This window comes from Streptomyces sp. NBC_00513 (assembly GCF_041431415.1).
Taxonomy (GTDB): Bacteria; Actinomycetota; Actinomycetes; order Streptomycetales; family Streptomycetaceae; genus Streptomyces.
Genome location: NZ_CP107845.1, coordinates 7711076 through 7733869, shown reverse-complemented (window position 1 = coordinate 7733869; position 22794 = coordinate 7711076). Strand labels below are relative to the sequence as shown.

The window sequence follows — 22794 nt, the reverse complement described above, 5'->3', positions numbered from 1 at the left end:
GAACGGCCGCCCACGCGGCAGCGATCAGAACAGCGGGCGGGTCACGGGGGCGCCGCGGCGGAACACGGTCCAGGTCCGGAAGCCGATCTCGCCGAGTACCTTGGCCACCTCCGGGTACTGGTCGGCCACCCGTTCGGGGACGTGGGCGTCGGAGCCGAAGGTGATCGGGACCCGGAAGTGGTGGGCCCGTTCGAGCAGGTCGAACTCGGGATACCAGCCACCGCACATCTTGGTGCCGCCGGAGGTGTTGATCTCCATCACGGCCCCGGAGTCCCGGATCGCGCGGAGCATCTCGTCGGAGGCGGCGGGCGCGGGAACGGCGCCGAGCCGCGGGTGGTTGCCCTTCAGCGCGTCCACGTGGCCCATGACGTGGAACAGGCCGGACCGGGCGCAGGCGGCGATCTCCCGGAAGTAACGCGATTTGACCGCGCCGAGGTCGTCCTCCTCGACGCTCTCCCAGCGGGTGACGTCGAAGATGTCCCGGCCCTCGAACATGTGGACCGAACCGATGACGTAGTCCAGGGGGTACGCGCTCAGCTCCTTCGTGTACGCGTCCATGCTCCCGCGGAAGAAGTCGGCCTCGGTGGAGACGAGGATCTCGATGCTGCCCGCGAACTCCTCCTTGAGGGCGAGCGCCTCGGCGATGTAGGCGGGGAACTGTGACTTCGGCATCGCCACGCGGGGCAGCGCCTGGTCCACCTCCTCCTTGAACATCGGGGTGTGGTCGGAGAGCCCGAGGACCTTGACGCCCCGGTCGAGCGCCGCCGTGACGTAGTCCCGCAGCGATCCCGTGGCGTGCCCACAGCGCTGGTGGTGGGTGTGCAGGTCTATCACCGCTCACACCGCCAGGTATCCGCCGTCGACCGGCAGGTCGGTGCCGGTGATGAAGCCGGCCTCGGCGGACAGCAGGAACGCGATCGGCGCCGCGATCTCCTCCGGGTCGGCGAACCGTCCCAGCAGGAACTTCCCGCCGTGTTCCGGGGCTGCTTCGGCCGACGCGCGGTCGAGGCCGAGGGCCTCGCGGTGGTAGCGCTCGTTGTTGGCGTTCCACACCGTCCCGGGGCTCACGGAGTTGACCCGAACGCCCCGGGGGGCCAGTTCCTGGGCCGCGCAGCGGGTGAAGCCCAGCACCGCCGACTTGCCGGTGTTGTAGGTCAGGTATCCGCTCTGCGCGATGTGCGCCGAGATCGAGGCCATGTTCACGATCGCGGCCCCGGCCGCGTCCTGCGGCAGTCCGGCGACGAACTCCCGGGTGACCAGGGACAGTCCGACGATGGTGGGGTCGAGTGCGGCGTGCCACTCCTGCGGGGTCGCGTCCAGGCCCTTGAAGACGAAGCCCGCGGCGAGGTTCACCAACAGGGTGGGCGCCGGCCAGCCGGCCGGGAGACCGGCAAAGGCCGCCCGCACCGACTCCTCGTCGACCACGTCGCCCACGGCCAGGCTCACCTCGTGGCCGCGCTCGCCCCACTCCTTGACCGCGGCGCGGCCGTGCTCGGCGCTCTTGTCGAGGACGAGGACTCGGCATCCCTCCGCGCACAGTCTCGCGACCACGGCGGCGCCGATGCCCTGGGCGCCGCCGGTCACCACCGCGGTGCGCCCGGCGAGCCCCCGTTCGAGGGTGTTCATGTCGTCCCCAGCCCCTTTCCGGTGGCCCATGCGCGTACGTGGTCGAGCGCGTCCTCGCGGCGCAGCCCCTCGGTGGCGCCGTGCGGCGAGAAGGTCTCCCCGGAGTCCTCGGTGAGGTTGTGGTCGGCGGCGAGTTCCGTCACCGACTCCGCCGGTACGCCCCGCTCGGCCAGGCTCGCGCCGAAGGCGGTGCTCCCGATGCCCCGCCCGTCGACCGCCGCGAAGTACCGCCAGGCCTGGAACATGCCCTCCAGGTGGCCCGCCGACAGGTGGACGGCGTTGCGGCCCTCGGAGACGGCGATGCCCCGGCTTCGGGCCAGGGCCCCCAGCGTGCCCCGCAGGGAACCCGGGGCGGCCCGCGCCGGATGGAGCGCTCCCAGGACCTCCCCGCGCAACGCCTCGATCTCGCGCCGGCTGTGGCATTCCAGGAGCGCGACGAGTGCTCCGGACCCGGTGTAGCCCTCGGCGAGGGCCGGCAGGAAGCCGTTCAGCACGATCACCGGGCGGCCGGTCAGCTCGGTCACCGAGGCGTACGAGCCGGAGCCCAGCCTGTGGATGCCCGCGTCCCGGCAGCGTTCGTCCAGGGCCCGCGGGGTGAGGTCGGCCTCCCGGGTCATCGCCTCGTAGGGACCGAGGACGTCGCCGGTCCCCGTGGTGCCCATCAGCGAGCGCAGTTCCCGCCGGGCACCGGAGGTGAGCACGGCGGGCCCGTCGGCGGCCAGCCGGTGCAGGCGCGGGTAGTGCAGGAGCAGGTACCCGCGTCGCGCGAACTCCCCTGCCGGGACGACGGCCGCCCGGCGCACGTCCACCTCCGCCTCGGCGAGCACCCGTACCGCTTCCGCGGTCGCCTCGGGCGCCGCGGACGGGGTCATGACCTCCGGCTTGATCAGGACCACGAAGTGGCTGCCGGTCGTGGGCGGGGCGGTCGACGAGGGCCCGGTGTCCGTGCGCGGTCCGCCGGCGCGCGCCCGCGTGACCAGATCGCTCGCCTGTCGGGGGGTCACCACAGCGTGATGCCTTTCTCGATCAGTTCGACCGTCAGGTCGGCGGAGCTCGCGACGGTGGTCTCCACGAGTGCCCGCAGGGCCGGCTCGTCCGCGTCGGGGGTGGTCACGACGACCTCGTCGGGGTGCTCCAGCGGTGCCTCCTTGGAGGTGAAGATGTGCACCTGCGCCGGTCCGCCGAACTCCTCGTGGACCTGTTGGGCCAGCCGCATGGCCATGACGTTGTAGATCTTCCCGGTGTGGTCGAGGGGGTTCTTGCCGGCCGGCGCCTCGATGCTCATGGGACGCATGGGGGTGATGAGGCCGTTGACCCGGTTCCCCCGGCCGACGACGCCCACGTCGCCCGTGTCGGCCACGGACCCGAGCGCGGTGAGGTAGGGGCGGCCGTTGCGGTCGGTGGCGTTCACCAGGAGACGGACGTCGTGGATGCCCAGGGAGGCGATGTACTTCTCCAGTTCCTCCCGCACGACGGCCTTGCGCGCCAGGTAGTGGTCCATCGACTCGATGTGGGCCGCCAGGAAGGGCATGTTGACCACGAGGCTGAACGCGTCCCGGCGCCTGCTGCCGAACACCTTGACGTCCCAGCCGGAATCCGGGTGCCGCTGCTTGAAGGGGGCGCCGTTGACGAGCTGTTCCAGCCCGAGCACCACGCTCTCCAGTCGGGACAGCGGCGCGTAACCGTGGAGCAGGTTGGTGTCGTTGGAGACCAGTCCGCCGGAGCGCAGGGGTACCAGGTCCTGCGGGGAGGCGGGCTGGTAGCGGGAGCGGCCGCGGCCCGAGCCCTGGTGGTCCACGACGCCGAGTTCGACGACCAGGTGGCGGGTGGCGTCGAAGCCGGTGGTGACCTCCGCCAGGACCTCCGCCGCCGCTCGGAAGACGATCTCCTGGACGGGAATCTCGACGGCTCCGACCCGGAAGGCGGCCTTCCCGAAGACCATCACCCGGTACGGCGAGGTGAGTTCGCCCCGCCCGTAGTCGGTGTCCGCCCCACCCCCGTAGAGCGTGACCTTGTCGAACCAGTGGTGGGCGACCCCACCGAACTCCTTGAGGCAGTGGAGGGAGTAGTAGCGGGACATGCGCTCCGCGATGGCGTCGCACATGGTGTCCGGGTGACCCACTCCCTTGCGCTCGACCAGCTCGTAGGGCAGGTCCTCGACCGAGCGGGAGTCGCGTTGTATGGACAGCATGGACCGTCTCTCTGTTCGGTGACCGGGGGCGGCTCGGGAGGCTCGGGAGGCTCAGGAGGCGAAGTCCAGGAACGCGGTCCTGGCCTCGGATTCGGGCAGACCGTGCGGGGGGCTCTTGAAGAGCAACGGGGAGGGGCCGTCCACCGCGCCGGACAGGCCCCGGTCGCCGGCGGTCTTCGCGGCGCGTACGGCGTTCGCGATGACGCCGGCGGCGTTCGGGCTGTCCTCCACCTGGAGTTTGATGTCGATGCGCACCTGCGAGCCGAGCACGGACCTCGCGGTGACGTTGGCGAAGCACAGCTTCGTGTCGGCGAGGTGTCCGATGAACCCGGAGGGGCCCGCGACCCCGTCGACGTCGGTCATTCCGGCCGCGCGCAGCGCGTTGGCCTTCGAGGTGAACTTGGAGGCGGAGCGGGAGGTGTCCGCGAGGTTCAGGAAGTCCGTGTTCCCTCCGACGTTGAGCTGGTAGGTGCTCTCCAGTTCCAGTCCGCGGCTGAGGAGCAGTTCGATGAGGGCGGTGTGCAGGCAGGTGGCTCCGAGATGGCTGCGCAGGTCGTCGCCGAGCAGGACGACCCCGGCGTCCGCGAACCTGCGGCTGACGCTCTCGTCCCGGGCCAGCTCCTCCGGGGTGCAGTTGACGACGGCGGTCCCGGCGGTGAGCGCGGCCTGGGCGAACATCCGGATGGCCTGGGAGGCTCCCGTGGGCAGGGCGATGACCAGGACGTCGACCTCGTGCTCGACGAGGGCTTTGGCCACGTCCTCGGGGGTGGCGTCCCGCGCGGCGGAGGCGATCGGGATCACCGCGCCGAGCGGGCCCGTGAGGCCGTCGAGCACGGGCGCCGCAAGGACCGGGGAGTCATGGTCGGCGCCGAGCGCGGTGAAGCCGGTGGCGGAGATGGCGGGGGCGGTGAACGCCTGCGCGAGGGGCAGTCCGACCTTCGCCTCGTCCACGTCGAACGCCGCGACGATCCGGACGTCGGCGAGCCGGTAGCCGCCGAGCGTGTGGCACATCAGTCCCGGCAGCCTGGTGTCCGGGTCGGCTTGGGCCTGAGCGACGAACTGGGCGAAGCTCCATGCGCAGTTGCCTGCGCCGGCGAGCGCGACACGTATGTTCCTCATGGCGGTTTCTTCCTTCCTGGGCGAACGGCGACACTTCGGCCCCGGCGGGCCGGCCTGCTCCTTCGGACGGTTCCCCGCGGCGCCGTGTCCGCGGTGCGTGCCGGTCAGGTCCGCCACGGCCGGGGGATCCGGCGGGCGGCGCTCGCGTGGGTCTGCGCCCAGCGGCGTATGGAGCGGTGGAGCACCAGGGCGGTGTCGGGCACCCGGTGGGTGACCTCGAACGGCTCCGTGACCGACAGGTAGCCCTGGTAGGCGCGGAACGCGGTGACCCGGAGCAGTTGCGCCCGGTCCAGGTGTTCCTCGGCGAAGGGCAGGTAGAAGCGGTTCCACTGCTCGGGCGTCATGGACGGGAGGCGCTCCAGCGGGGCCACCGCGTGCTCGGCGCGCCAGGTGTTGAGGGCGGCCCGGACCGTTTCGAAGACCTCGGCAACCGGCTGGGCCCGGTCGCCTCGGCCGAGGATCGACAGTCTCGTGCCCGCCGGGGAGCCGCCCTCGACGAGCCGTGTGACGTGTTCGGCCACGTCGTCGGTGCTGACGATGTCCAGCAGGGCCTTCTCCTCGGCCACCATCGCCGGGACGGCGCCGCTGCACAGGGAGGTGGGCAGCCAGAAGAATCCGCTGTACCGGTCAAGGAGCCCGTCGGCCCGGGCTCCCATCACCACGGGGAAGCGGACGATGTCGGCGCCCTCCCGTTCGGCGTGGACCAGCCGTTCGGTCGCGGCCTTGGACCATTCGTAGGAGTTGCGGTACGACTCCGGGGAGGGCGAGGTGATGTCCCCGGCGAGGCCGGTGGCGAAGGAGGAGGAGAGGTGGACGAGGTGGGTCTTGGGGGTGGTCAGGTCCAGCACGGCACGCAGCGGGGCGACGTTGGCCTGCTCGGCGTCTTCGAAGGGCAGGTTCCACCGGGTGTCGGCGGCGCAGTGCACCACCGTGTCCCACGGGCCGCGCAGTGCGGGCGGCGGCGCCTCCCCGCCGGCCTGCCAGACGTGTTGGCGGGGTCCGGCTCCCCCGCGGCGGCTGACGCCGTGGGGCCGGTGACCCGCGGCGGTGAGCGCGCGCATCACGGCGGCGCCGACGGCGCCGGTGGCGCCCGTGACCAGGACGCGCGGGGAGTCGGTCACGAGACCGTGATCCGCCGCTCGATGGCGCGGAGCATGTGTTCGGAGTTCTCGCGCAGCGCCTTGGCCGCGACCGGGTTCAGCATGTCGGCGAGCAGCGGTATGCCGATCTCGAAGTCGACCGAGAAGACGACCACCGAGGTACCGTCGCCCCGGTCGTCGACGCGCCAGTACCCGGTGAACTCGTCCAGGTCCCCGGATACCTGGGAGAACGACATCACGCGGTTCGCCTCGTCGAGTTCGTCCTCCTCCACCCATTCGAGTACGGAGCCCTTCAACAGCACCGACCACTCGCTGGTGCGGGCGCCGCTCTCCGACGCGCCGAGCACGGTCACCGATTCGACGTTCTCCATGTAGTCGGCGTAGTCCTCGAGGCGGGTGACGGCACGCCAGGCGTCGGCGGCCGGGGCCTTGATGGGCAGGTTGACCTCGACGTGGGGCATGGCTGTGTGTCTCCTTCGGGCAGGGGCCGGCGGCTCAGGCGGCCGGATCGAAGCTGATCTCACGTCCCGTACAGAAGGCTCCGACCACGTCGTCGCACGTCAGCAGGGACGGCGGATGGTGGTGGACGGCGAGCGAGTCGACGAGGAGGGAGGCCGCCGCCTGCCCCTTTCCGTACAGGCGGCTGCCGATGACGGGTGTCACGGCGGCGAGCACCCGGTCGCGGGTGTCACTGAGCGAGGCTCGAAGGCCGACGGCGGCGGCCAGCGCGGCCCGCCCCGCGACCGCACCGGAGGCGACATCCGCGGCGAGCTGGCGGCAGGCTCCGCCGAGGGTCAGCAGTTCCCGGGTTGCGCGGCCGAGGAGGGCGGTCCTCGGGCCGTGGGTCCGCGCCCGGAGGACCTGGCCGTACGCCACGTCCAGCAGCCCGCTGAGGACGCCGTGGTACGTGGCGCTCAGCAGGACCGCGAACCAGACCATCCCGGAGATCACGTTGTCGTCGATGACGTCGGCGGGGCCCCGGTGGAAGACCAGCCGGTCGTCCAGTTCCACGTCGCGCAGGACCAACCCGGCCGTGTCCGAGTCGGTCATGCCGAGCGAGGACCACTCCCCCTCGACGGTGAGGCCCGGGGACGAGCGGGGGCACAGTGCGAGGATCGTGTCGTCGGTCCCGGTGACCCGGGCCGTCAGGCACACGAGGGTGGCCGTGGTGGCGAGGGAGCAGGGGAACTTCGTCCCCGAGACCCGGTACCCCTTGCCGGTGGGGACCGCCTCGGAGCGGCTGCTCATGAAGTTGGGGCTGCCTCCGGGCTCGGCGAACGCGGACGCGACGAGGGCGCCGGTCCGGGCGATGCCCTCCAGCAGCATCCAGCTGGAGTCCCGGTGGCGCCGCCAGTAGTCGGCCATCAGTCCGACGGTGAAGGCGTGCATGTTGAGCGCGATGGCGGCCGACGGGTCGACCATGCCCAACGCGCGTTGCGCGGCGGCCACTTCGGCGAGACTCGCGCCCGCTCCTCCGAACTCCCGGGGGATCGGAAGGGCCGCGTAGCCGTTCGCGGAGAGGTCCCGGATGCGGTCGGCGCCGCAGGCGCCCTCGCGGGGCGGGAGCGGCGTCCAGGCCGTGCTCCAGCCGGCGTTCAGGAGGGACAGGTGGGGGGCTTCGGTGTGGTCGGCCCGGTCCGTCGCGTCCGCGGCGGGATTGGTCATGCCTCTCCCCTCGGATTCGGTTCCGTACGGATCGTCGATCGGTACGGGATGAACACAATCAGACGGCGGCTGTCTTATCAGCAAGTGTTTCTTTGTACGGAACACGAACCGGCCCGTATTCTCCGGGGCGGCGAAAGGAAGCGTTTCTCAGAGCTCCAGGAGGGCCAGGAGCCGAGTCGGATCGGGGTGCTCGGGATTCACGTGCACCGTGTCCCAGCCGAGTGCGCGGGCGGGTTCGATGTCGAGTTCCGCGGAATCCCCGACCATCACGCGCCGTTCGAACACGCCCTCTCCGATGAGGCGGAATGCGCGGGCGTCCGGCTTTTTCGGGCCGCCGTCCGCCGTGAACAGGGCCCGGTCGTACACCTCGGGCACCTTCAGGCCGTGCAGGAGCCTGCGCATGAGGGGGCCCGGGAGGTAGCAGTTGGACATGAGGCGGACGGTGTGGCCGGCGGCGGCGGCTCGGGACATCGCGTCCGCCATCGGCGCGCACAGGGTGTACTGGCCGGGGTCGGCGCAGCCGAGCGCCTGCCACAGCGCCTCCTCCAGATCGGCGATCTCCCTCGGTTCGCCCCGCTCCCGCAGGGCGTTGTCCAGCAGGTCGAGGGTCGGCGGCTGGGGCGCGAGGGGGTCGGTCATCGCCGTGAGGATGGCGTCGAAGACCGTCCGCATCACCGCCTCCGCCCGCCGCGGGTCCAGGGCGAGCACGTCGGTGAGGCAGGCGGTGAAGTGCTCCGGGCCCGGGAGCGGGCGGGACAGGACGAGGGTGTCGAAACAGTCGAAGACCACGACGGCGGGCATGGTGTTCCTCTCCGATGTCGTGGGGGTGGGCTGCTTGGGCGGCACGGCCTCACGACCACGAGAGCTTGCGGTGGTGGGCCCGGAAGAAGAGCAGGGTCACGACGGTCAGGCCGGCCGCGAACGCGCACAGCACGCCGGCTGGAAGGAGCACGGCGCGCACGCCACCGCCGTCGATGATGACGGTGGAGAAGCCGCGCATCGCCCAGTAGCTGGGCACGCCGGGGGCGAGCGGGCGGGCCCACCGCGGCAGCGCGGACAGCGGGGTCAGGGCGCCGCCGAGGCCGGCGAAGAGCAGGGCGAGGAGGTTGGCGAAGACGCTGAGTTGCGCGATGGTGCGGCACAGCGCCACGAGTGCCATGCCGGCCAGGACCACGCACAGGGCGAGGGGCACCCCCACGACGACGAGCGCGGTCCAGGAGCCCCGCACCCGCAGTCCGAACAGCAGGCCGCCCGCCGCGAAGACCACGGCCAGTTGCACGACCGCGACCGCGAGGGGTACGACGATCCGTCCGGCGACCAGTTCGAACGGTCGCGCGGGACCGGCCCGGAGTCGGTCCCAGGTGTTCCAGCCGTGCTCGCGGAACATCGCGAAGCCCACGACGGTGACGAGGAAGAAGAGGAACATCACCGCCATGCCGGGCACGCCCTGTTCGGCTCCGGTGGCGTCCTTGACGTCGCCGGCCCGCAGCGCCGCGCGGAACAGCGGCTGCATGAAACCCATGATCAGCAGGGGCATGACCGTGCGGACGACGAGCGGCGCCGGGTCGCGCACGAGGAGTCTGACGTCCTGCCGGACCAGCGCGGTGATCCGGCCCGGTGACCCGTCACGCATGGCGCCCCGCCTCCACGGTCCTGTCGGTCGGCGGCTTCGGGCCGTCCTCGCTCCCCACGTCGTGCCGAAGGCCTGACGCGACGGCCCCGGGTCGCTCCGTCAGAGCCAGGAAGACGGTCTCCAGGCTGGGCCGCAGGACGCGCAGATTGACCAGCCGCGGGAGCGAGTCGCCGAGCGCCGCGAGCACCTCGGGGGCCGCGAGGTGCGGCTCCCGGGCGTGCACGCGCAGCATCTCGTCGGCGCGGGTCACCGGCCAGGGGACGCGCAGGGGCGGCGGGGTGCCGGAGAAGGTGAGTTCCACGGCCCCGTCACCGTGGTCGCGTACCAGGTCGGTGATGGTTCCGCGGGCGACCAGACGGCCGTGGTCCAGGACGGCCACGCTCGCGTGGAGGTCCTCGACCTCGCCGAGGTAGTGGGTGGAGTAGCAGACGGCGGTACCGGCGGCGGCCAGGTCGCGGACGTGCGCGATGAGCCGGGCCCGGGTCTCCACGTCCACGCCGGCCGTCGGTTCGTCGAGCAGGAGCAGCTTCGGCCGGTGCAGCAGGGCCATCGCGGTGTGTACGCGCCGCTGTTCGCCCCCGGAGAGCCCGCCGACGCGGCGTTCGAGCAGGTCCGCGAGGCCCAGCGGTTCGGCGGCCTCCTCGATGCGCCGATCCGCCTCCCGGCGGCGCAGCCCGGCGAGTTCCGCGAAGAATCGGAGGTTCTGTCGTACGGTCAGCGGCGGGTACACGCCGAGTTCCTGGGGGGCCAGGCCGAGGCGCAGACGTGCCCGGCGCGGTTCGCGGGCCGTGGAGACGCCCAGTACCTCGATCTCCCCGGCGTCGGGCCGCAGCAGTCCGGCCACCAGGGACATCAGGGTGGACTTGCCCGCGCCGTTGTGTCCGAGCAGGCCGACGATCTCGCCTTCGGCGATGTGCAGGCTTACGTCGTCCAGGGCGGTCGCGGAGCCGTACCGCTTGCCGACGCCGCGCAGGGCGAGCGGCGGGGGCGCGTCGCCCGGGGTGCTCGCGGGGACGGGGTCAGTCGACACGGCGCGTCCACGCTTCCGGCAGGAGGTCGGGGAGGCCGACGCGCTGGAGGTGGGGTTGCCAGGTACGGGCCAACTTGAGGCCCTTCATGAGTCCGCTGCCGGAGCGCACGTCGGGCAGCGGCTCGCGGTATCCGAGCAGGGCCTCGGTGTCCCGCAGGTGCTCCCGGAGCCGGTCCAGCCATTCCTCGCCCGGCCCGGGGTCGCCGGTCGCGGCTTCCCGACCCCGCGCGGCGAGCAGCAGCCCCGTCTCGACCTGGTCGGCCGGGACGCCGGCGAAGGGGTCGGAGGCGGCCTCGTCGCGTCCGTAACTCAGTTCGCCCTCGGTGCGCAGCCCCCGTACGGACAGCGACAGTTGTACGAGTTCGTAGGCCATGAGCACGGCGACCTCGGTCTGGCCCGCGGCGGTGGCGCCCTCGATGTCCTCCAGCCGGGCACGGCAGCCGAGCAGCAGGCGGGCGGCGCCGTGGGCGCGGAACACGAGGAGCCGGCGCAGGTCGGTCGGGGCGGCTTCGCCCGATGCCGGACCGGTCGGGGCGGTGGTGCCGAGGGGCGTCACGCGGGTACCTCCGGGCCGGGGTGGGCCACTCCCAGCCACAGCATGTCGCCTGCGAACAGGGGCAGCAGGTCGTCGGGGAGCGCGGAGCCGACGGGACCCGACCAGACGACCTCGTCGCTGTCCGCGTGCGGCAGGTCCGACCGGAGCACCTCCAGCGCGCGCACCTGCCATCGGTCCACGACCGTGCGGTCGTCCAGGACGGTCGTGCCCACGCCGGTGGACCAGCGCAGCACCGCGTGGAGCGGGGCGGGTGCGCCGGCCAGGCGGTCGACGAGGCCGAGGCAGTGCGGGATCCTCTCCCGCGGGTCGAGGGGTGGGGCCAGTACGTCGCCGAGAACGGCCAGGCCCTCGGCGTCGTCGAGCGCCTTGAGCTTCTCCCCCACCCACTTGGCGGGGAAGTAGACCTGCCCGCCGGCCGCCGCCCTGGCGTTGAGCGCGGCGACCACCGCCTCCCGCGCGCGGGCCGCCGCCGCCATGGGCTTGGCACCCCGCAGCCAACGGGCGGCCTGGGCGAGCCGGTGCGCCTCCACCCTCCACCACTGTTCCACCACGTCGGCGTGCCAGGGGCCGCGCAGCTCGGCGTGCCAGGCGTCCCAGGGGGGAGCGGCGACGAGCGGCAGCCCGAGGGCGAGCCGGTTCACGGTGTTGATGGCGCGCCGCCGGTGGTTCCAGCCGGACTCTCCGACCGAGGCGAACCGGGGCCAGGGCCGGGTCCGCAGTTCGGCCGTGGTGTCCCGGACGGCGCTCGCCCGGCGGATGTTGACGTCGATCACCGTGCCGTGCTCGTGCGACTGGACGGGGAAGCGGGTGAGCCGGTCGTTCTCCACCAGGACGAAGAGGTCGAGGTCGCTGCGATGGTTGCCGAACCCCGCGAGCACGGATCCCGCGGCGACCGCGAGCGCCGGACTGCCCACGCCCTGGTCCGCCTCCCGCAGCACCGCGTCCCGAGTGATTCCGCGCTTGTCCAAGAACGCGTCCAGGCGGTTCTCCAGCATTCCCGGACCGGGAAATGCGTCGGCACGTGCCGAAGTGGTCTCCATGGAGTTCGGTGCACCTTTCCGATGCGGCTGCCGGCGGAGCGGCGGGGTGTTTCCGGACGATCCCCCGAAAACAATTCGGAGGATGTCCCCGGTTTTTCTGGTCACGTCGGGTGTGGAATCGGAACTCCCTCGACCGCCTCCAGCCTTTCAGGGGAGCGCGGTCCCGGCAACGAACGTTCCGGCAGCCGGAACGCGGCTTCTCAGCGATGGAGCGGGGCGATAGAACCGTCCCTGGACGGATTCCCATCACGCCCGCCTCGGATCGTCGAGGCCGGGCGAGGAGAGGACGGAACCGATGACCGCGAGCGACGGACTCGGAGCCGCCCGGGACGCGCTCGGCGCGACGCGCAGCCATCAGTCCCCGCAACTGGCCCTGATGTACGGGATGAACGGCTCCGGAGCGATCGAGATGCGCGGCGAGGGTGCCCGCCTGCTGCTCTCCGACGGCCGTGGCGCGCTGGACTTCGGGAGCTACGCCGTGACCCTGCTCGGGCAGCGCCACCCGGCCGTCCTGGCCGCCGTGCGCCGCGAGCTGGACGCGATGCCGGTGTCGACCCGGGTCCTGGCCAACCGTACGACCGCCGAACTGGCACGGCGGCTGGCGGCTTGGGGTGATCCGGGCCGGCTGACCAAGGTGTGGCTCGGGCTCAACGGTTGCGACGCGGTCGAGGCGGCCCTCAAGCTGGCCCGTCTCGCCTCGGGCCGCACCCGGGTGATCGCGATCGAGGGCGCGTACCACGGCAAGTCCCTCGGCGCGCTCGCCGCGACCTGGAACGCGCGCTACCGGCGCGCTCTGGAACCCCTGCTGGGCGGCGTGACCCACATGGCGGCCGATCCGGCGGCGATACCCGCGGCGTTCGCGGGGGACGGGGTGGCGGCCGTGCTCGTCGAGCCGGTCCAGGGCGAGGGCGGGGTACGGGCGTTGGAGCCCGGTTTCCTACGGGCGCTCGCCGATGCCGCGCACGCGCACGGCGCCTTCGTGATCGCGGACGAGATCCAGACGGGGCTGCGCCGGTGCGGACCGCGGCTGGTCAGTACGGACGCGGGGGTGCGTCCCGACGCGGTACTCCTCGGCAAGGCGCTCGGCGGCGGTGTGCAGCCGCTGTCCGCGGTACTGGCCACGCCGGAGCTCTACGCCCCGCTGACGGCCGACCCGTTCACCCACACCACGACGTTCTCCGGCCATCCGCTCGGTGCGGCCGCCGGCCTCGCGACTCTTGCGGCCGTGGAGGAACTCGCCCCGCGCGGAGCCGTGCTGGAGCGTCTGCTCGCCGACGGCCTGGCACGGATCGCCGGCCGGCACTCCGGTCTGGTGACGCGGGTGCGGGGCCGGGGGCTCATGTGGGGCGTGGAGTTCGCCACCGCCGCGGCGGCCGGGGACGTGCTGATGGAGCTCGGCCGCAAGGGGCTGGTGGTCTCGCCGTGCCTGGGTCGTCCGGAGGTGCTCCGGCTGCTCCCGCCACTGGTGGCCTCGGACGACGAGGCCGAGGAGGCCCTCGCGATCCTGGACGCCGTGTGCGCCGCCGTACCGGCCGAGTTCAGGCCTCCACAGTGACGTTGGGCGGCGGCCCACCAGGAGTCCGACGTCGGCCGGGGCGGGCCGCGGCCAGAATCGATCTCCCGTCGCCCCGCTCCGCGCGTCGACCACCGTACGGACCCACCGAGGAGCGTCACCATGCCCGACACCGGCCCGCGCACGGGCCCGCACGGCACGGAGCACGGCGCCGGACCGGGACCCGGGCCGGCGCCGGGGGCTACGGCCGGAGCCGGCCCGCCTGCCGGGCAGCGGGGGGTCCAGTTCCGCTAACACCGGGAGCTGTTCCCCGCGCCGCACCCGGTTCCCGGGCACCGCGTCCGCGACGGCATTGGGGTCGGCTCTTCGGGGCGGCGTCCGGTGCGGCCCTGCCGTACCCGCGCGACGAGGGGGCCCGCACGGGTACGACAGGGCTCGCCTCAGCAGGCCTTCACGCGGCATTCATCCGGCCCTCAATGGGCCGGCGCCATGTCGGGGGTCCGTTGGAGCGCACGGGAGACTGCGGCGCACGCCGCCCTCAGGTGCGAGACCGCCCCGACGACCTGGAGCCGCCCCTGTGGACCGGTGACGGCCAAGGCGCCCACCGCCGTGCTGGACGCCGTGAGCACGGGAGCCGCGATGCCGACGGCGCCGCTCGCCCCGCGCACGGCCACGAACCCCTGGTGCCGCACCCGTCCGGCTTCCCCTTCCCCGTCCTCCCACGCGGCGGAGAAGGGCAGGGGCGGGCCGGCCGCGAACGCCTGGAAGATCCGGGTCGCGGCCTGCACCGACGCACGGGCCTCTTCCTCGACTCCGATCTCGGCGCCCGCACCGTGGGCGCGGCGTACCGCGTCCACCAGCGCCGCGTCCGGGCCGGTCGCGTCGGAAATGAAAATGAACGCGCTCCCACGAGTGACATGATGAAGCTGTTCCGCATACGGAAAGGCCAGGCTTCGCAGCGTGAGCTGCCGGGGAACGCGCGCACCCAGCGCAAAAAGAGAGACACCCAGCCGTAAGCCCCTCTCACCCCGCTCCAGCATTCCCTCCTCGACAAGTTCCGAGATGATCCGATGCGCGGTCGCCTTGGGCATATCGGCTCTGCGCGCTATTTCAGACAGCTGAAGTTCCGGCTCGCCCGGACGAAAGCAACGCAGAACGCTCAGGCCGCGCGCGAGCATCGAACGAGTGTGCTGAACGGACAAGGACACCTCCGTAAGAGCCTGGTGGAGGGGGTGCAGGACGCGCCGGCGCATGCGCCGGCGGGCGCGCGAACTCCCCGGTCTCACCGATTGCACGTGCAGAGACATCGGATAGAGGAGCCACTCCCCGGCGATGAAAGTGCCACACGACACACGAAAGCCGACCAGCCCCCGACAACACGGCCCCCTTTCGCCACCCTCCGTATCACCACGAGCGGCGCCCGAGTCGGGGCCGAAAGATGTACGGGTGGAAAACTGTAGCAGTGCAGGAATAGTCACCATGACTTTGCCGCAACGATCCGGTCATTCTGCACACGCTTATAAGGAGGGGTTTGGAGGTGCGACGCCCCCTGTTGACGCAGGGAAAGGCGTATGGGGTCCATGCGACAGGGATGGACTTCGCAGGCTGCCCACAGCGGACAAATGACGGGAACCAGTCATCCCGTCGCACATCACCGTGCACTCGCCGCCTGCGCCGTCGGTGGCCGCAAAGCACCGGAGGGCGCGGCGACCCGGTGGGCCAGGGGCGCCTGCGCGGTCAGGCCACGATCGACGAGGAAGGCCCACGTGCCGGCGATGGCCATGTCGGTCGTCTTCCCGGGATCCGGCTACCGCTCTCGCACTTCAGTCGACGTGCCGAACCGGCTCCGCTCCGGTCTGGATCAGGAAGTCGGTGAGCACTTCGGCGAGTCGTTCGGGCTGATCCTCAGGGATCAGAGTGGACGAGTCCGCGATCTCGATCAGCCGCCCCTGCGGGTACAGCTCGGCCAACCGGGGGCCGTGCTCGCGTGGCATCAATCGGTCCTCGGTGGCCCAGACGACCAGTACGGGACGATCGAAGTCGCTCAGGCGCTCGCTCCAGGCGAGCAAGGTCTCACGGTTCGGGGCCCCGGTGGCGAACTTCGCGAAATCCCTGCGAATGGCCCTGCTTCGAGTGGCCGGAGCGAACCAGTCGTCCATGATCTCGTCGGGGATCCCGCGCAGGCTCATCCCGCCGTATCCGCCCCGGTTGTGGCGGAACGCGGGAAGGCGCATGAGCCTCGTCAGGAGCCGGACGCCGCCGGGGACCCCACACACCCGGGCCATGACCTTGGCGGGCCCGGGAGGAAAGTTGTCGAAGGCCTCGCAGGCCACCAGTACCAGGCGCGCGACTCGCTGCGCCCGCCCTTCCGACACCAGGAACTGGCCCCCACCCCAGTCGTTGAGCACGAGAGTCACCTCGTCGAGACCGAGTGCCTCGATGAACTCCCCCAGCAGCAGGGCGACACCGCGCTGGGACAGGTCGGCATCCGGGTTCATCGGGTGACGGTGGCCACCGAGGGGCAGCGTGGGCAGGACACAGCGGTATCCGTCCAAGCGCGGGACGACCTTGCGCCACTGGGTCTCGTTCATGGGCAGGCCGTGGCCGAACACCAGCACAGGCCCTTCTCCCCCGGTGTCCTGGAAGTCGATCGGTCCGGACGACAACTCGACCCTGGGCATCGCGCCCCCTCTAGATAGATCGTTCTACTGTAATCTTGGAGCGAAGAGAGGCGGAACGCAATGGGACGGTCGGACACACGAGCCAGGATCCAGGGTGCCGCCACGGTGCTGTTTCGTCGCCACGGCTACGCGGCCACCGGCCTGAAGCGCATCGCGGCGGAGGCGGACGCACCGTTCGGCTCGATCTACCACTTCTTTCCCGGTGGCAAGCAGCAACTGGCCGAGGACGCGATCCGAACGTCCGGAACCGAGTACGGCCGCATGGTGCTGGCCCTGCTGGACAGCGTGCCGGACCCGATGGAATCCCTCGTGCACGCATTCGAAGCGGCCGCGAACGACCTTGCGGCTGCCGACTACGCCGACGCGTGCCCGATCGGGACGGTGGCACTGGAGGTCGCCGGCAGCGATGAAGTGCTGCGGGTCGCGACGGCGGAGGTGTTCGAAGAGTGGGTCGATGCCGCGACGCAGTGGTTCGGTCGCTGGGTGGCCGAACCGGAGAGGGCACGGTCCCTCGCGTACTCGATGGTCATGATGCTGGAGGGGGCCTTCATGCTGAGCCGGGCCGCCCGCGATCCGGAACCGCTCCGCGTGGCAGGCCGGTCGATGGCCGAGTTGTTGCGCACGGCTCGCCCTCGGACGAGTGAGGACTGATCTCGGGCAGCGTCATGGCCCGCCGGCGCGCGAGCGCGCCCACTGACCGACCCGGGCGCCGCCCGACGTGCGGGCGTTCCACGGGGCTCGCCGCGGGCGGGCCTACGGGGCGGGAGTCGCGGGTTCCCGCGGAGCGGCGGTCGGGGATTCGCGTGGGGTCGGCGGTCGGCATGCGGTGCGCGCGTCGTCTTCCTCCGTGCGCGGCCAGAACCGCCCTTCGAGGGCCTCGGCGCTGCGGTTGAGCCGGACCAGGACGTCCTCCAGCTCCCGCACTTCCTCGGGGGACCAGCCGGCGACCACCCGGGCCAGGCAGGACCGGTTGACCTCACGGTCTTGGGCGAGCCGGCGCCCGCCTTCAGCGGTGATGCACAGCTTGCGGGCCATGCCGCCTTCGGGGTCCGCGACGCGCTCGGCCAGTCCGCAGCGCAGCAGCGCGGCCGTCTGGCGGTTCACCGTCGAGGTGTCGAGCGCGAAGGCGTCCGCCAACTGTCCGATGGACATGGGGCCTTCCGTGTCGATCCGGCTGAGCAGCAGGTACGCCGACCGCTCCAGGCGTTCGGGGTCGCGCTCGCGCCGGGCAAGCACCTGGTGCCGCGAGAGCAGCATCAGCTCCCGCTCCAGTTTCTCCAGCACTGCGCCTCCCGTTTATTCCGGCGCCCCATTATCGCGGACCTGTGCGCCCGAGGGGACCGGCGGCCCCCGCGCGGCTCGCCTGCGGGCGAGCCGCTCGACGGTCGGACGCGGCAATATGCATGATACATAGAGTGTGTACTATGCACTTCTCGTTGCCGTCCGACGAGCCACAGCCTCACTCCGGAGGATCCGCATGACCGGCACCACGTCCACCGCTTCCCGCGCGGCCGAGATCCTGTCCCGGCCGATCAAGCTGAACGGCCTGACCGTCCCCAACCGCATCGCGATGGCGCCGATGACGCGGATGTTCTCCCCCGGCGGCGTGCCCGGCGAGGATGTCCAGGCGTACTACGCCGGCCGGGCCGCCGCCGGGGTGGGCTTGATCGTCACCGAGGGCACCTACGTCGGTCACGACTCCGCCGGGCAGAGCGACCGGGTCCCGCGGTTCCACGGCGAGGACCAGCTGGCGGGGTGGGCGAAGGTCGCCGCGGCCGTGCACGAGGCGGGCGGCACGATCGTGCCCCAGCTGTGGCACATAGGCATGGTGCGCAAGCAGGGCGAGGCACCGTATGCCGACGCCCCCGCTGTCGGCCCCTCCGGCATCCGCGTCGACGGCACCGAGGGGACCGGCAGGGCGATGACCCGCACCGACCTCGACGACGTCATCGGCGCGTTCGCCGACGCCGCCGCGGAGGCCGAGCGGATCGGCTTCGACGGAGTCGAACTCCACGGTGCCCACGGCTACCTGCTCGACCAGTTCCTGTGGGAGCGGACCAACCGCCGCACCGACACCTACGGCGGCGACGCGGTGGCCCGTACGAAGTTCGCCGCGGAGATCGTGGCCGCGGTCCGCGAGCGCGTCCCGGCCGACTTCCCGGTGATCTTCCGCTACTCCCAGTGGAAGCAGGAGGCCTACGACGCCCGCCTCGCGCAGACCCCGCAGGAGCTGGAGGCGATCCTGGCCCCGCTGGCGGCGGCGGGCGTCGACGTGTTCCACGCCTCCACCCGGCGCTACTGGCTCCCGGAGTTCGAGGGCTCCGACCTGAACCTGGCGGGCTGGACCAAGAGGCTGACCGGCCGGCCGACCATCACCGTCGGCTCGGTCGGCCTCGACGGCGACTTCATCCGCGCCTTCGCGGGCGAGGGTGCGGCGCTCGGCGACATCGACAACCTCCTGGACCGCATGGAACGCGAGGAGTTCGACATGGTCGCCGTCGGCCGGGCACTGCTCCAGGACCCGCAGTGGGCGGCGAAGGTCCTGGGCAACCGCTTCGACGAGCTGAAGCCGTACGACGCCGCGGCGCTCAAGTCGCTCAGCCGGTAGCCCTCAGCCGGCAGCCGGAGCCGTTCGGACCGGACGCCCGAGGACGCCCCGTGACATCGGTTCGCCGAGGTCACGGGGCGTTCGCGCGCCGGCCGGTCGACAGTCGCCGGGCGTCCGAGGTTCGGGGTTCGGTGAAGCCCACGGCATCGGCACAAGCACGCGCCCGGCCGGCGACAGGCCCGGGCCGGCGGCACGGGGACGTGGGCTGTCGGACCGGGCCCGGGACCCGCCCCAGCGCGCCCCGCACGGCACGGACTTCGCCGCCGACCGGCCGCGCGCCAGTACCGTGGCGGGCGAGCCGGGCGACGCGGCCGCGTGGGGGATCCAGGGGCCTCAGGGGCGGGGCGGGCGGGTGGCGGTGTCGAGGTAGAAGGCGTCGATGCTCTGGACGGCCCGCTCGAAATCCTCCAGGTTGACCGGCTTGTTCACGTACGCGTTGGCGTGGCTGCCGTAGGCGCCGGCGACGTCGTCGGGGGCTGTGGAGGTGGTCAGGATCACGACGGGGATGGTCTGGAGGTCCTCGTCGCCCTTGAGGACCTTGAGCAGGTCGCGCCCGTTCATCCGCGGCATGTTGAGGTCGAGGACGATCAGGTCCGGGCGGACGCTGCCCGGGGCGCGGAGGTGTTCCAGTGCCGCGACTCCGTCGGTGACCTGGACCAGGTTGCGGGCCCCGCGTTCGGAGAGGGCTTCCTCGATGAGCAGGGCGTCGGCCATGTCGTCCTCGACGAGCAGGACGTCGAAGGGACGTGCCGGGCTGATCGTCATCGTCTGCTCCGCGGGGGCTTCGTCGGTGTGGTTGAAGAGCCCCGGCCACCGTCGCCGGGCTCCCTGGCGGGTCATCCCGCAGGCCGCCCCGATCTGCGGGTAACCGGCCCCCGCTCGGGCGGCCGTCTTGGCGGCCTCCCGCTGGAGCCGTTCGGTGGCCTCTTGCAGCTGGTCCAGCAGGTGGAGCAGGGCGAGGGCCTGCGCGGGATCGTTGGCCGCCGGGTCCTCGGGGACTTCCAGCAGTCGGTAGGCCAGGCGCCGCGCGAGGTCGGCGACCGCCGCGTCCGCGACGGCGGCCGTCTCCCGCGGTGTGGTCCGCAACACGAAGTTCTTGCCAGGCATACCCGGCACCCTAGGGCCCCGCTCGGGCTCGCCACAACACGGGTTGCCTCCCCTCTAGAGTAGGGCAGCTGTCCGCTGTCCAAGGCGGCTTTCGCGACGAGGAGTTCACACGATGACCGGCGATCAAGGGCAGCCGCGCGCAAGGCGGCTCTCCACGTGGACGACCCGGCGCTGGCTGCGCGTCGGGGTGGCCGCGTCGTTGGTGGTCCTCACCCTGCTGGGAACCACGGGAGCATGGGTGCTGGGGCGAACCTCGTCCATCAGCGACAACCTCGTCGACGTACGCTCCCCCGCGTTGAGCACGGCGCTGCGGCTGGAATCCGCGGTCCTCAACCAGGAGACCGGCATCCGGGGCTACGGACTGACCGGAACCCCGGACTTCCTCACCCCCTACCGGCAGGGCCTCACCGAACAGGAGGCGGACGTCACGCGTCTCGCGGAACTCCTGCGGGGCGACGACGCGGCTCTGAAGGATCTGGGAACCGTGCGGGAGCGCCTGGAGCGGTGGCAGGAGCGGATCGCCCAGCCGATCGCCGCCTCACCGCCGGGGACGCCCTCCCCGCTGGTCGCCGAACGCGCCGTCGAGGGCAAGAGCACCTTCGACGAGGTCCGGGCGGCCATGACCGCGCAGCAGGACCGCCTGCGCGAGGAACGGGCACGGGCCAGGGAAGACCTCCTGGCGACGATGACGCTTCGGAACTCGCTGTTCGCCACCATCGCCTTGGTGATCGTGCTCTTGGCCGCGCTCGTCTTCGAAGGACTGCGCCGCGGCATCAACACACCCCTGGAGCAACTCGGTGCGCAGGCGCGGGCCATCGCCGGCGGCGACTTCGAGCACCCCATCACTCCCAGCGGCCCCGCCGACCTGCGGCACCTCAGCGGCGAGATCGACTTCATGCGCCACCGTCTGGTGAGGGAGCTCGCCTTCGTCGAAGCGGCCCGGCTGCGACTGGACGCGCAGGCCGCCGATCTGCAGCGATCCAACGCGGAGCTGGAACAGTTCGCCTACGTGGCCTCGCACGACCTCCAGGAACCCTTGCGGAAGGTCTCCAGCTTCACTCAGCTCCTGCAGCGCCGCTACGGAGGACAGCTCGACGCCAAGGCGGACCAGTACATCGACTTCGCCGTCGACGGCGCGAACCGCATGCAGACCCTCATCAACGACCTCCTCGCCTTCTCCCGCGTCGGACGCGTCCACAAGACGAACCAGAGCGTCGAACTCGACAAGACGCTGGAGGGGACCGTGTCCGCGCTGAGCGTCGCCATCGAGGAGAGCGGAGCACAGGTCACTCACGACCCGCTGCCGACGCTGGTCGCCGACCCCACGCAGATGGGCATGCTCTGGCAGAACCTGATCGCCAACGCCGTCAAGTTCCGCCGTCCGGACGAGCCGCCGCGCATCCACGTGGCGGCGGCGCGGGAGGGCGACCTGTGGCGGTTCACCGTCACGGACAACGGGATCGGCATCGCCCCCGAGTACACCGACAAGGTGTTCGTGATCTTCCAGCGCCTGCACACCAAGGACGTCTACTCCGGCAACGGCATCGGCCTCGCCATGGTCAAGAAGATCGTCGAATTCCACGGCGGCACCATCACCATCGACCCCGACTACCGCGACGGCGCCCGGATCACGTTCACCCTGGCACCCGTACCCGCCGAACGCCCCGGACCCGACGCGATGCCCGAGGCGATCCGCGTCGGAGCGGAGCCGCGACCATGACCAACGCCACGGCGGGCTCCCCCGACGAGCCTCTGTACCGCATCCTGCTCGTCGAGGACGACGAGGGCGACGCCCTGCTCGTCGAGGAACTCCTCCACGACACCGGAATGCGGTTCGAGCTCACCACCCGAACCACCCTCGCCGAGGCCCGCGTCGAACTGGCCGCCCACCGAATCGACTGCGTCCTCCTCGACCTGCACCTGCCGGACATCTGGGGCGTCGACGCGGTCGCCACCGTCCGCGGCCTGGCCCCCCACACCGCGGTCATCGTCCTGACCGGCCTGTCCGAGGCACAGGCCGGCACCGAGGCCATGGCCGCAGGCGCCCAGGACTTCCTCGTCAAGGGCAAGGTCGACGCCGAACTCCTGCACCGCACCATCCGCTACGCCGTCTACCGCAGCCAGACCGAACAGGCCGCCGCGGAGGCCCAGGCCACCCGCCTGCGGACGGAGGAGAACGCCCGTCTGGAACGCGGTCTGCTGCCCCGCCCCATCCTCGACACCTCCACGGTCACCGTCACCACCCGCTACCTCCCCAGCGCCGAACACGCCCTGCTCGGAGGCGACTTCCTCGACGTCGTCGAGGGCGACGACGGGGTGCTGCACGCCGTCATCGGTGACGTCAGCGGACACGGACCCGACGCGGCCGCCCTCGGCGTCTGCCTGCGCATCGCCTGGCGCACCCTCATCCTCGGCGGACACCGCGGCACAGACCTCCTCCATCTGATGCAACGCATCCTGATCGCCGAACGCGCCGGCCTGCCCATGTTCGCCACCTGCACCCTCCTGACCCTCGACGAAGCCACCGCGACCGCGACCGTCCACCTGGCCGGCCACCACGAACCCCTCCTCACCACCGCCGAGGACACCCGGGAAGTGGCCGCCGCGCATGGCATCGCCTTGGGCTTCGCCCCCAGACTCCGCAACTGGACGGCCACCGTCATCCCGCTCCCGGAAGCCGGTGCCCTCACCCTCTACACCGACGGCCTCACCGAAGGACACAACCACACCCCCACCGGCCGGCTCGAAGTCGAAGGCCTGCTCGGACTCATCGACCGCCGGCCGCCGGCGGACCCCGCCGCGCACGTCGACCGGCTCATCAAGGAAGCACGGGCCCTCAACGCCGGACGTCACACCGACGACATCGCGATCCTCCGCCTGGACTGGAACTTCCGGCAGAGCCGACGCCCCTGAGACACCCGGGCG

The 22794-nt window shown here is 71.8% G+C and carries 22 protein-coding genes; 5 read left to right on the top strand and 17 right to left on the bottom strand.

The window, feature by feature from the left end; all coding sequences use genetic code 11:
- Window positions 1-24 precede the first annotated feature (24 nt).
- The 13 genes from OHA84_RS34890 to OHA84_RS34830 form a co-directional block, all read right to left on the bottom strand.
- Entirely contained in the window at window positions 25-834 is an 810-nt protein-coding gene (locus OHA84_RS34890) for a histidinol-phosphatase (protein WP_266967686.1), read from the bottom strand.
- A gap of 3 nt (window positions 835-837) precedes the next feature.
- On the bottom strand, window positions 838-1626 hold the full coding sequence (locus tag OHA84_RS34885) for an SDR family NAD(P)-dependent oxidoreductase (protein ID WP_266967687.1): 789 nt from the start codon (window positions 1624-1626) through the stop codon (window positions 838-840).
- On the bottom strand, window positions 1623-2630 hold the full coding sequence (locus OHA84_RS34880) for a hypothetical protein (protein WP_266967689.1): 1008 nt from the start codon (window positions 2628-2630) through the stop codon (window positions 1623-1625). The genes OHA84_RS34885 and OHA84_RS34880 overlap by 4 nt, the downstream gene beginning before the upstream one ends.
- The gene (locus tag OHA84_RS34875; RefSeq protein WP_266967691.1) at window positions 2627-3817 is read right to left on the bottom strand and encodes a methionine adenosyltransferase; all 1191 of its coding nucleotides are present in this window, start codon (window positions 3815-3817) and stop codon (window positions 2627-2629) included. The genes OHA84_RS34880 and OHA84_RS34875 overlap by 4 nt, the downstream gene beginning before the upstream one ends.
- Before the next feature lie 51 nt (window positions 3818-3868).
- Entirely contained in the window at window positions 3869-4936 is a 1068-nt protein-coding gene (locus OHA84_RS34870; RefSeq protein WP_266967693.1) for an inositol-3-phosphate synthase, read from the bottom strand.
- Window positions 4937-5040: 104 nt separating this feature from the next.
- Window positions 5041-6057: an NAD(P)-dependent oxidoreductase gene (locus tag OHA84_RS34865; protein ID WP_266967695.1), complete on the bottom strand. Its 1017-nt coding sequence runs from the start codon at window positions 6055-6057 to the stop codon at window positions 5041-5043.
- Window positions 6054-6497 (bottom strand): type II toxin-antitoxin system RatA family toxin, encoded by a 444-nt coding sequence (locus tag OHA84_RS34860; protein ID WP_266967697.1) that lies wholly within the window; start codon window positions 6495-6497, stop codon window positions 6054-6056. Before OHA84_RS34860 ends, OHA84_RS34865 begins: the two co-directional genes overlap by 4 nt.
- Before the next feature lie 34 nt (window positions 6498-6531).
- Window positions 6532-7701 carry an acyl-CoA dehydrogenase family protein gene (locus OHA84_RS34855; protein WP_266967699.1) on the bottom strand — a complete coding sequence of 390 codons (1170 nt, stop codon included), beginning with the start codon at window positions 7699-7701 and terminating at the stop codon, window positions 6532-6534.
- A 147-nt stretch (window positions 7702-7848) separates the two neighbouring features.
- Window positions 7849-8502, bottom strand: a complete 654-nt coding sequence (locus OHA84_RS34850; protein WP_266967701.1) for an HAD family hydrolase — start codon at window positions 8500-8502, stop codon at window positions 7849-7851.
- Between the two features lie 49 nt (window positions 8503-8551).
- Window positions 8552-9334: an ABC transporter permease gene (locus OHA84_RS34845; RefSeq protein WP_266967702.1), complete on the bottom strand. Its 783-nt coding sequence runs from the start codon at window positions 9332-9334 to the stop codon at window positions 8552-8554.
- Window positions 9327-10364, bottom strand: a complete 1038-nt coding sequence (locus OHA84_RS34840; RefSeq protein ID WP_266967703.1) for an ABC transporter ATP-binding protein — start codon at window positions 10362-10364, stop codon at window positions 9327-9329. The genes OHA84_RS34845 and OHA84_RS34840 overlap by 8 nt, the downstream gene beginning before the upstream one ends.
- Window positions 10354-10920 (bottom strand): hypothetical protein, encoded by a 567-nt coding sequence (locus OHA84_RS34835; RefSeq protein ID WP_266967705.1) that lies wholly within the window; start codon window positions 10918-10920, stop codon window positions 10354-10356. Before OHA84_RS34835 ends, OHA84_RS34840 begins: the two co-directional genes overlap by 11 nt.
- Window positions 10917-11960 (bottom strand): hypothetical protein, encoded by a 1044-nt coding sequence (locus tag OHA84_RS34830; RefSeq protein ID WP_266967707.1) that lies wholly within the window; start codon window positions 11958-11960, stop codon window positions 10917-10919. Before OHA84_RS34830 ends, OHA84_RS34835 begins: the two co-directional genes overlap by 4 nt.
- A gap of 295 nt (window positions 11961-12255) precedes the next feature.
- On the opposite strand from OHA84_RS34830, the gene OHA84_RS34825 reads away from it, so the two are divergent.
- Complete coding sequence (locus OHA84_RS34825; RefSeq protein WP_266967709.1) at window positions 12256-13515, top strand: aspartate aminotransferase family protein; 1260 nt, start codon at window positions 12256-12258, stop codon at window positions 13513-13515.
- A gap of 431 nt (window positions 13516-13946) precedes the next feature.
- Here OHA84_RS34825 and OHA84_RS34820 read toward each other — a convergent pair whose 3' ends face one another.
- Together OHA84_RS34820 and OHA84_RS34815 are read right to left on the bottom strand one after the other, a co-directional pair.
- The gene (locus OHA84_RS34820) at window positions 13947-14651 is read right to left on the bottom strand and encodes a helix-turn-helix domain-containing protein (protein WP_351915880.1); all 705 of its coding nucleotides are present in this window, start codon (window positions 14649-14651) and stop codon (window positions 13947-13949) included.
- 645 nt (window positions 14652-15296) lie between these two features.
- A complete protein-coding gene (locus tag OHA84_RS34815) occupies window positions 15297-16154 on the bottom strand; it encodes an alpha/beta fold hydrolase (protein ID WP_266967712.1) in 858 nt (285 codons plus the stop codon).
- A gap of 105 nt (window positions 16155-16259) precedes the next feature.
- Here OHA84_RS34815 and OHA84_RS34810 point away from each other — a divergent pair, with 105 nt between their 5' ends.
- Window positions 16260-16805, top strand: coding sequence for a TetR/AcrR family transcriptional regulator (locus OHA84_RS34810; RefSeq protein WP_266967714.1), 546 nt, complete (start codon window positions 16260-16262; stop codon window positions 16803-16805).
- 102 nt (window positions 16806-16907) lie between these two features.
- Here OHA84_RS34810 and OHA84_RS34805 read toward each other — a convergent pair whose 3' ends face one another.
- The gene (locus OHA84_RS34805; RefSeq protein ID WP_266973810.1) at window positions 16908-17411 is read right to left on the bottom strand and encodes a MarR family winged helix-turn-helix transcriptional regulator; all 504 of its coding nucleotides are present in this window, start codon (window positions 17409-17411) and stop codon (window positions 16908-16910) included.
- Window positions 17412-17631: 220 nt separating this feature from the next.
- On the opposite strand from OHA84_RS34805, the gene OHA84_RS34800 reads away from it, so the two are divergent.
- Window positions 17632-18762: an NADH:flavin oxidoreductase gene (locus OHA84_RS34800; RefSeq protein ID WP_266967716.1), complete on the top strand. Its 1131-nt coding sequence runs from the start codon at window positions 17632-17634 to the stop codon at window positions 18760-18762.
- A 333-nt stretch (window positions 18763-19095) separates the two neighbouring features.
- On the opposite strand, the gene OHA84_RS34795 is transcribed toward OHA84_RS34800, so the two are convergent.
- Entirely contained in the window at window positions 19096-19869 is a 774-nt protein-coding gene (locus OHA84_RS34795) for a response regulator (protein WP_266967718.1), read from the bottom strand.
- 112 nt (window positions 19870-19981) lie between these two features.
- Here OHA84_RS34795 and OHA84_RS34790 point away from each other — a divergent pair, with 112 nt between their 5' ends.
- Together OHA84_RS34790 and OHA84_RS34785 are read left to right on the top strand one after the other, a co-directional pair.
- Window positions 19982-21589, top strand: coding sequence for a CHASE3 domain-containing protein (locus OHA84_RS34790; RefSeq protein WP_266967720.1), 1608 nt, complete (start codon window positions 19982-19984; stop codon window positions 21587-21589).
- Window positions 21586-22782, top strand: coding sequence for a PP2C family protein-serine/threonine phosphatase (locus OHA84_RS34785; RefSeq protein WP_266967722.1), 1197 nt, complete (start codon window positions 21586-21588; stop codon window positions 22780-22782). Before OHA84_RS34790 ends, OHA84_RS34785 begins: the two co-directional genes overlap by 4 nt.
- Window positions 22783-22794 lie beyond the last annotated feature (12 nt).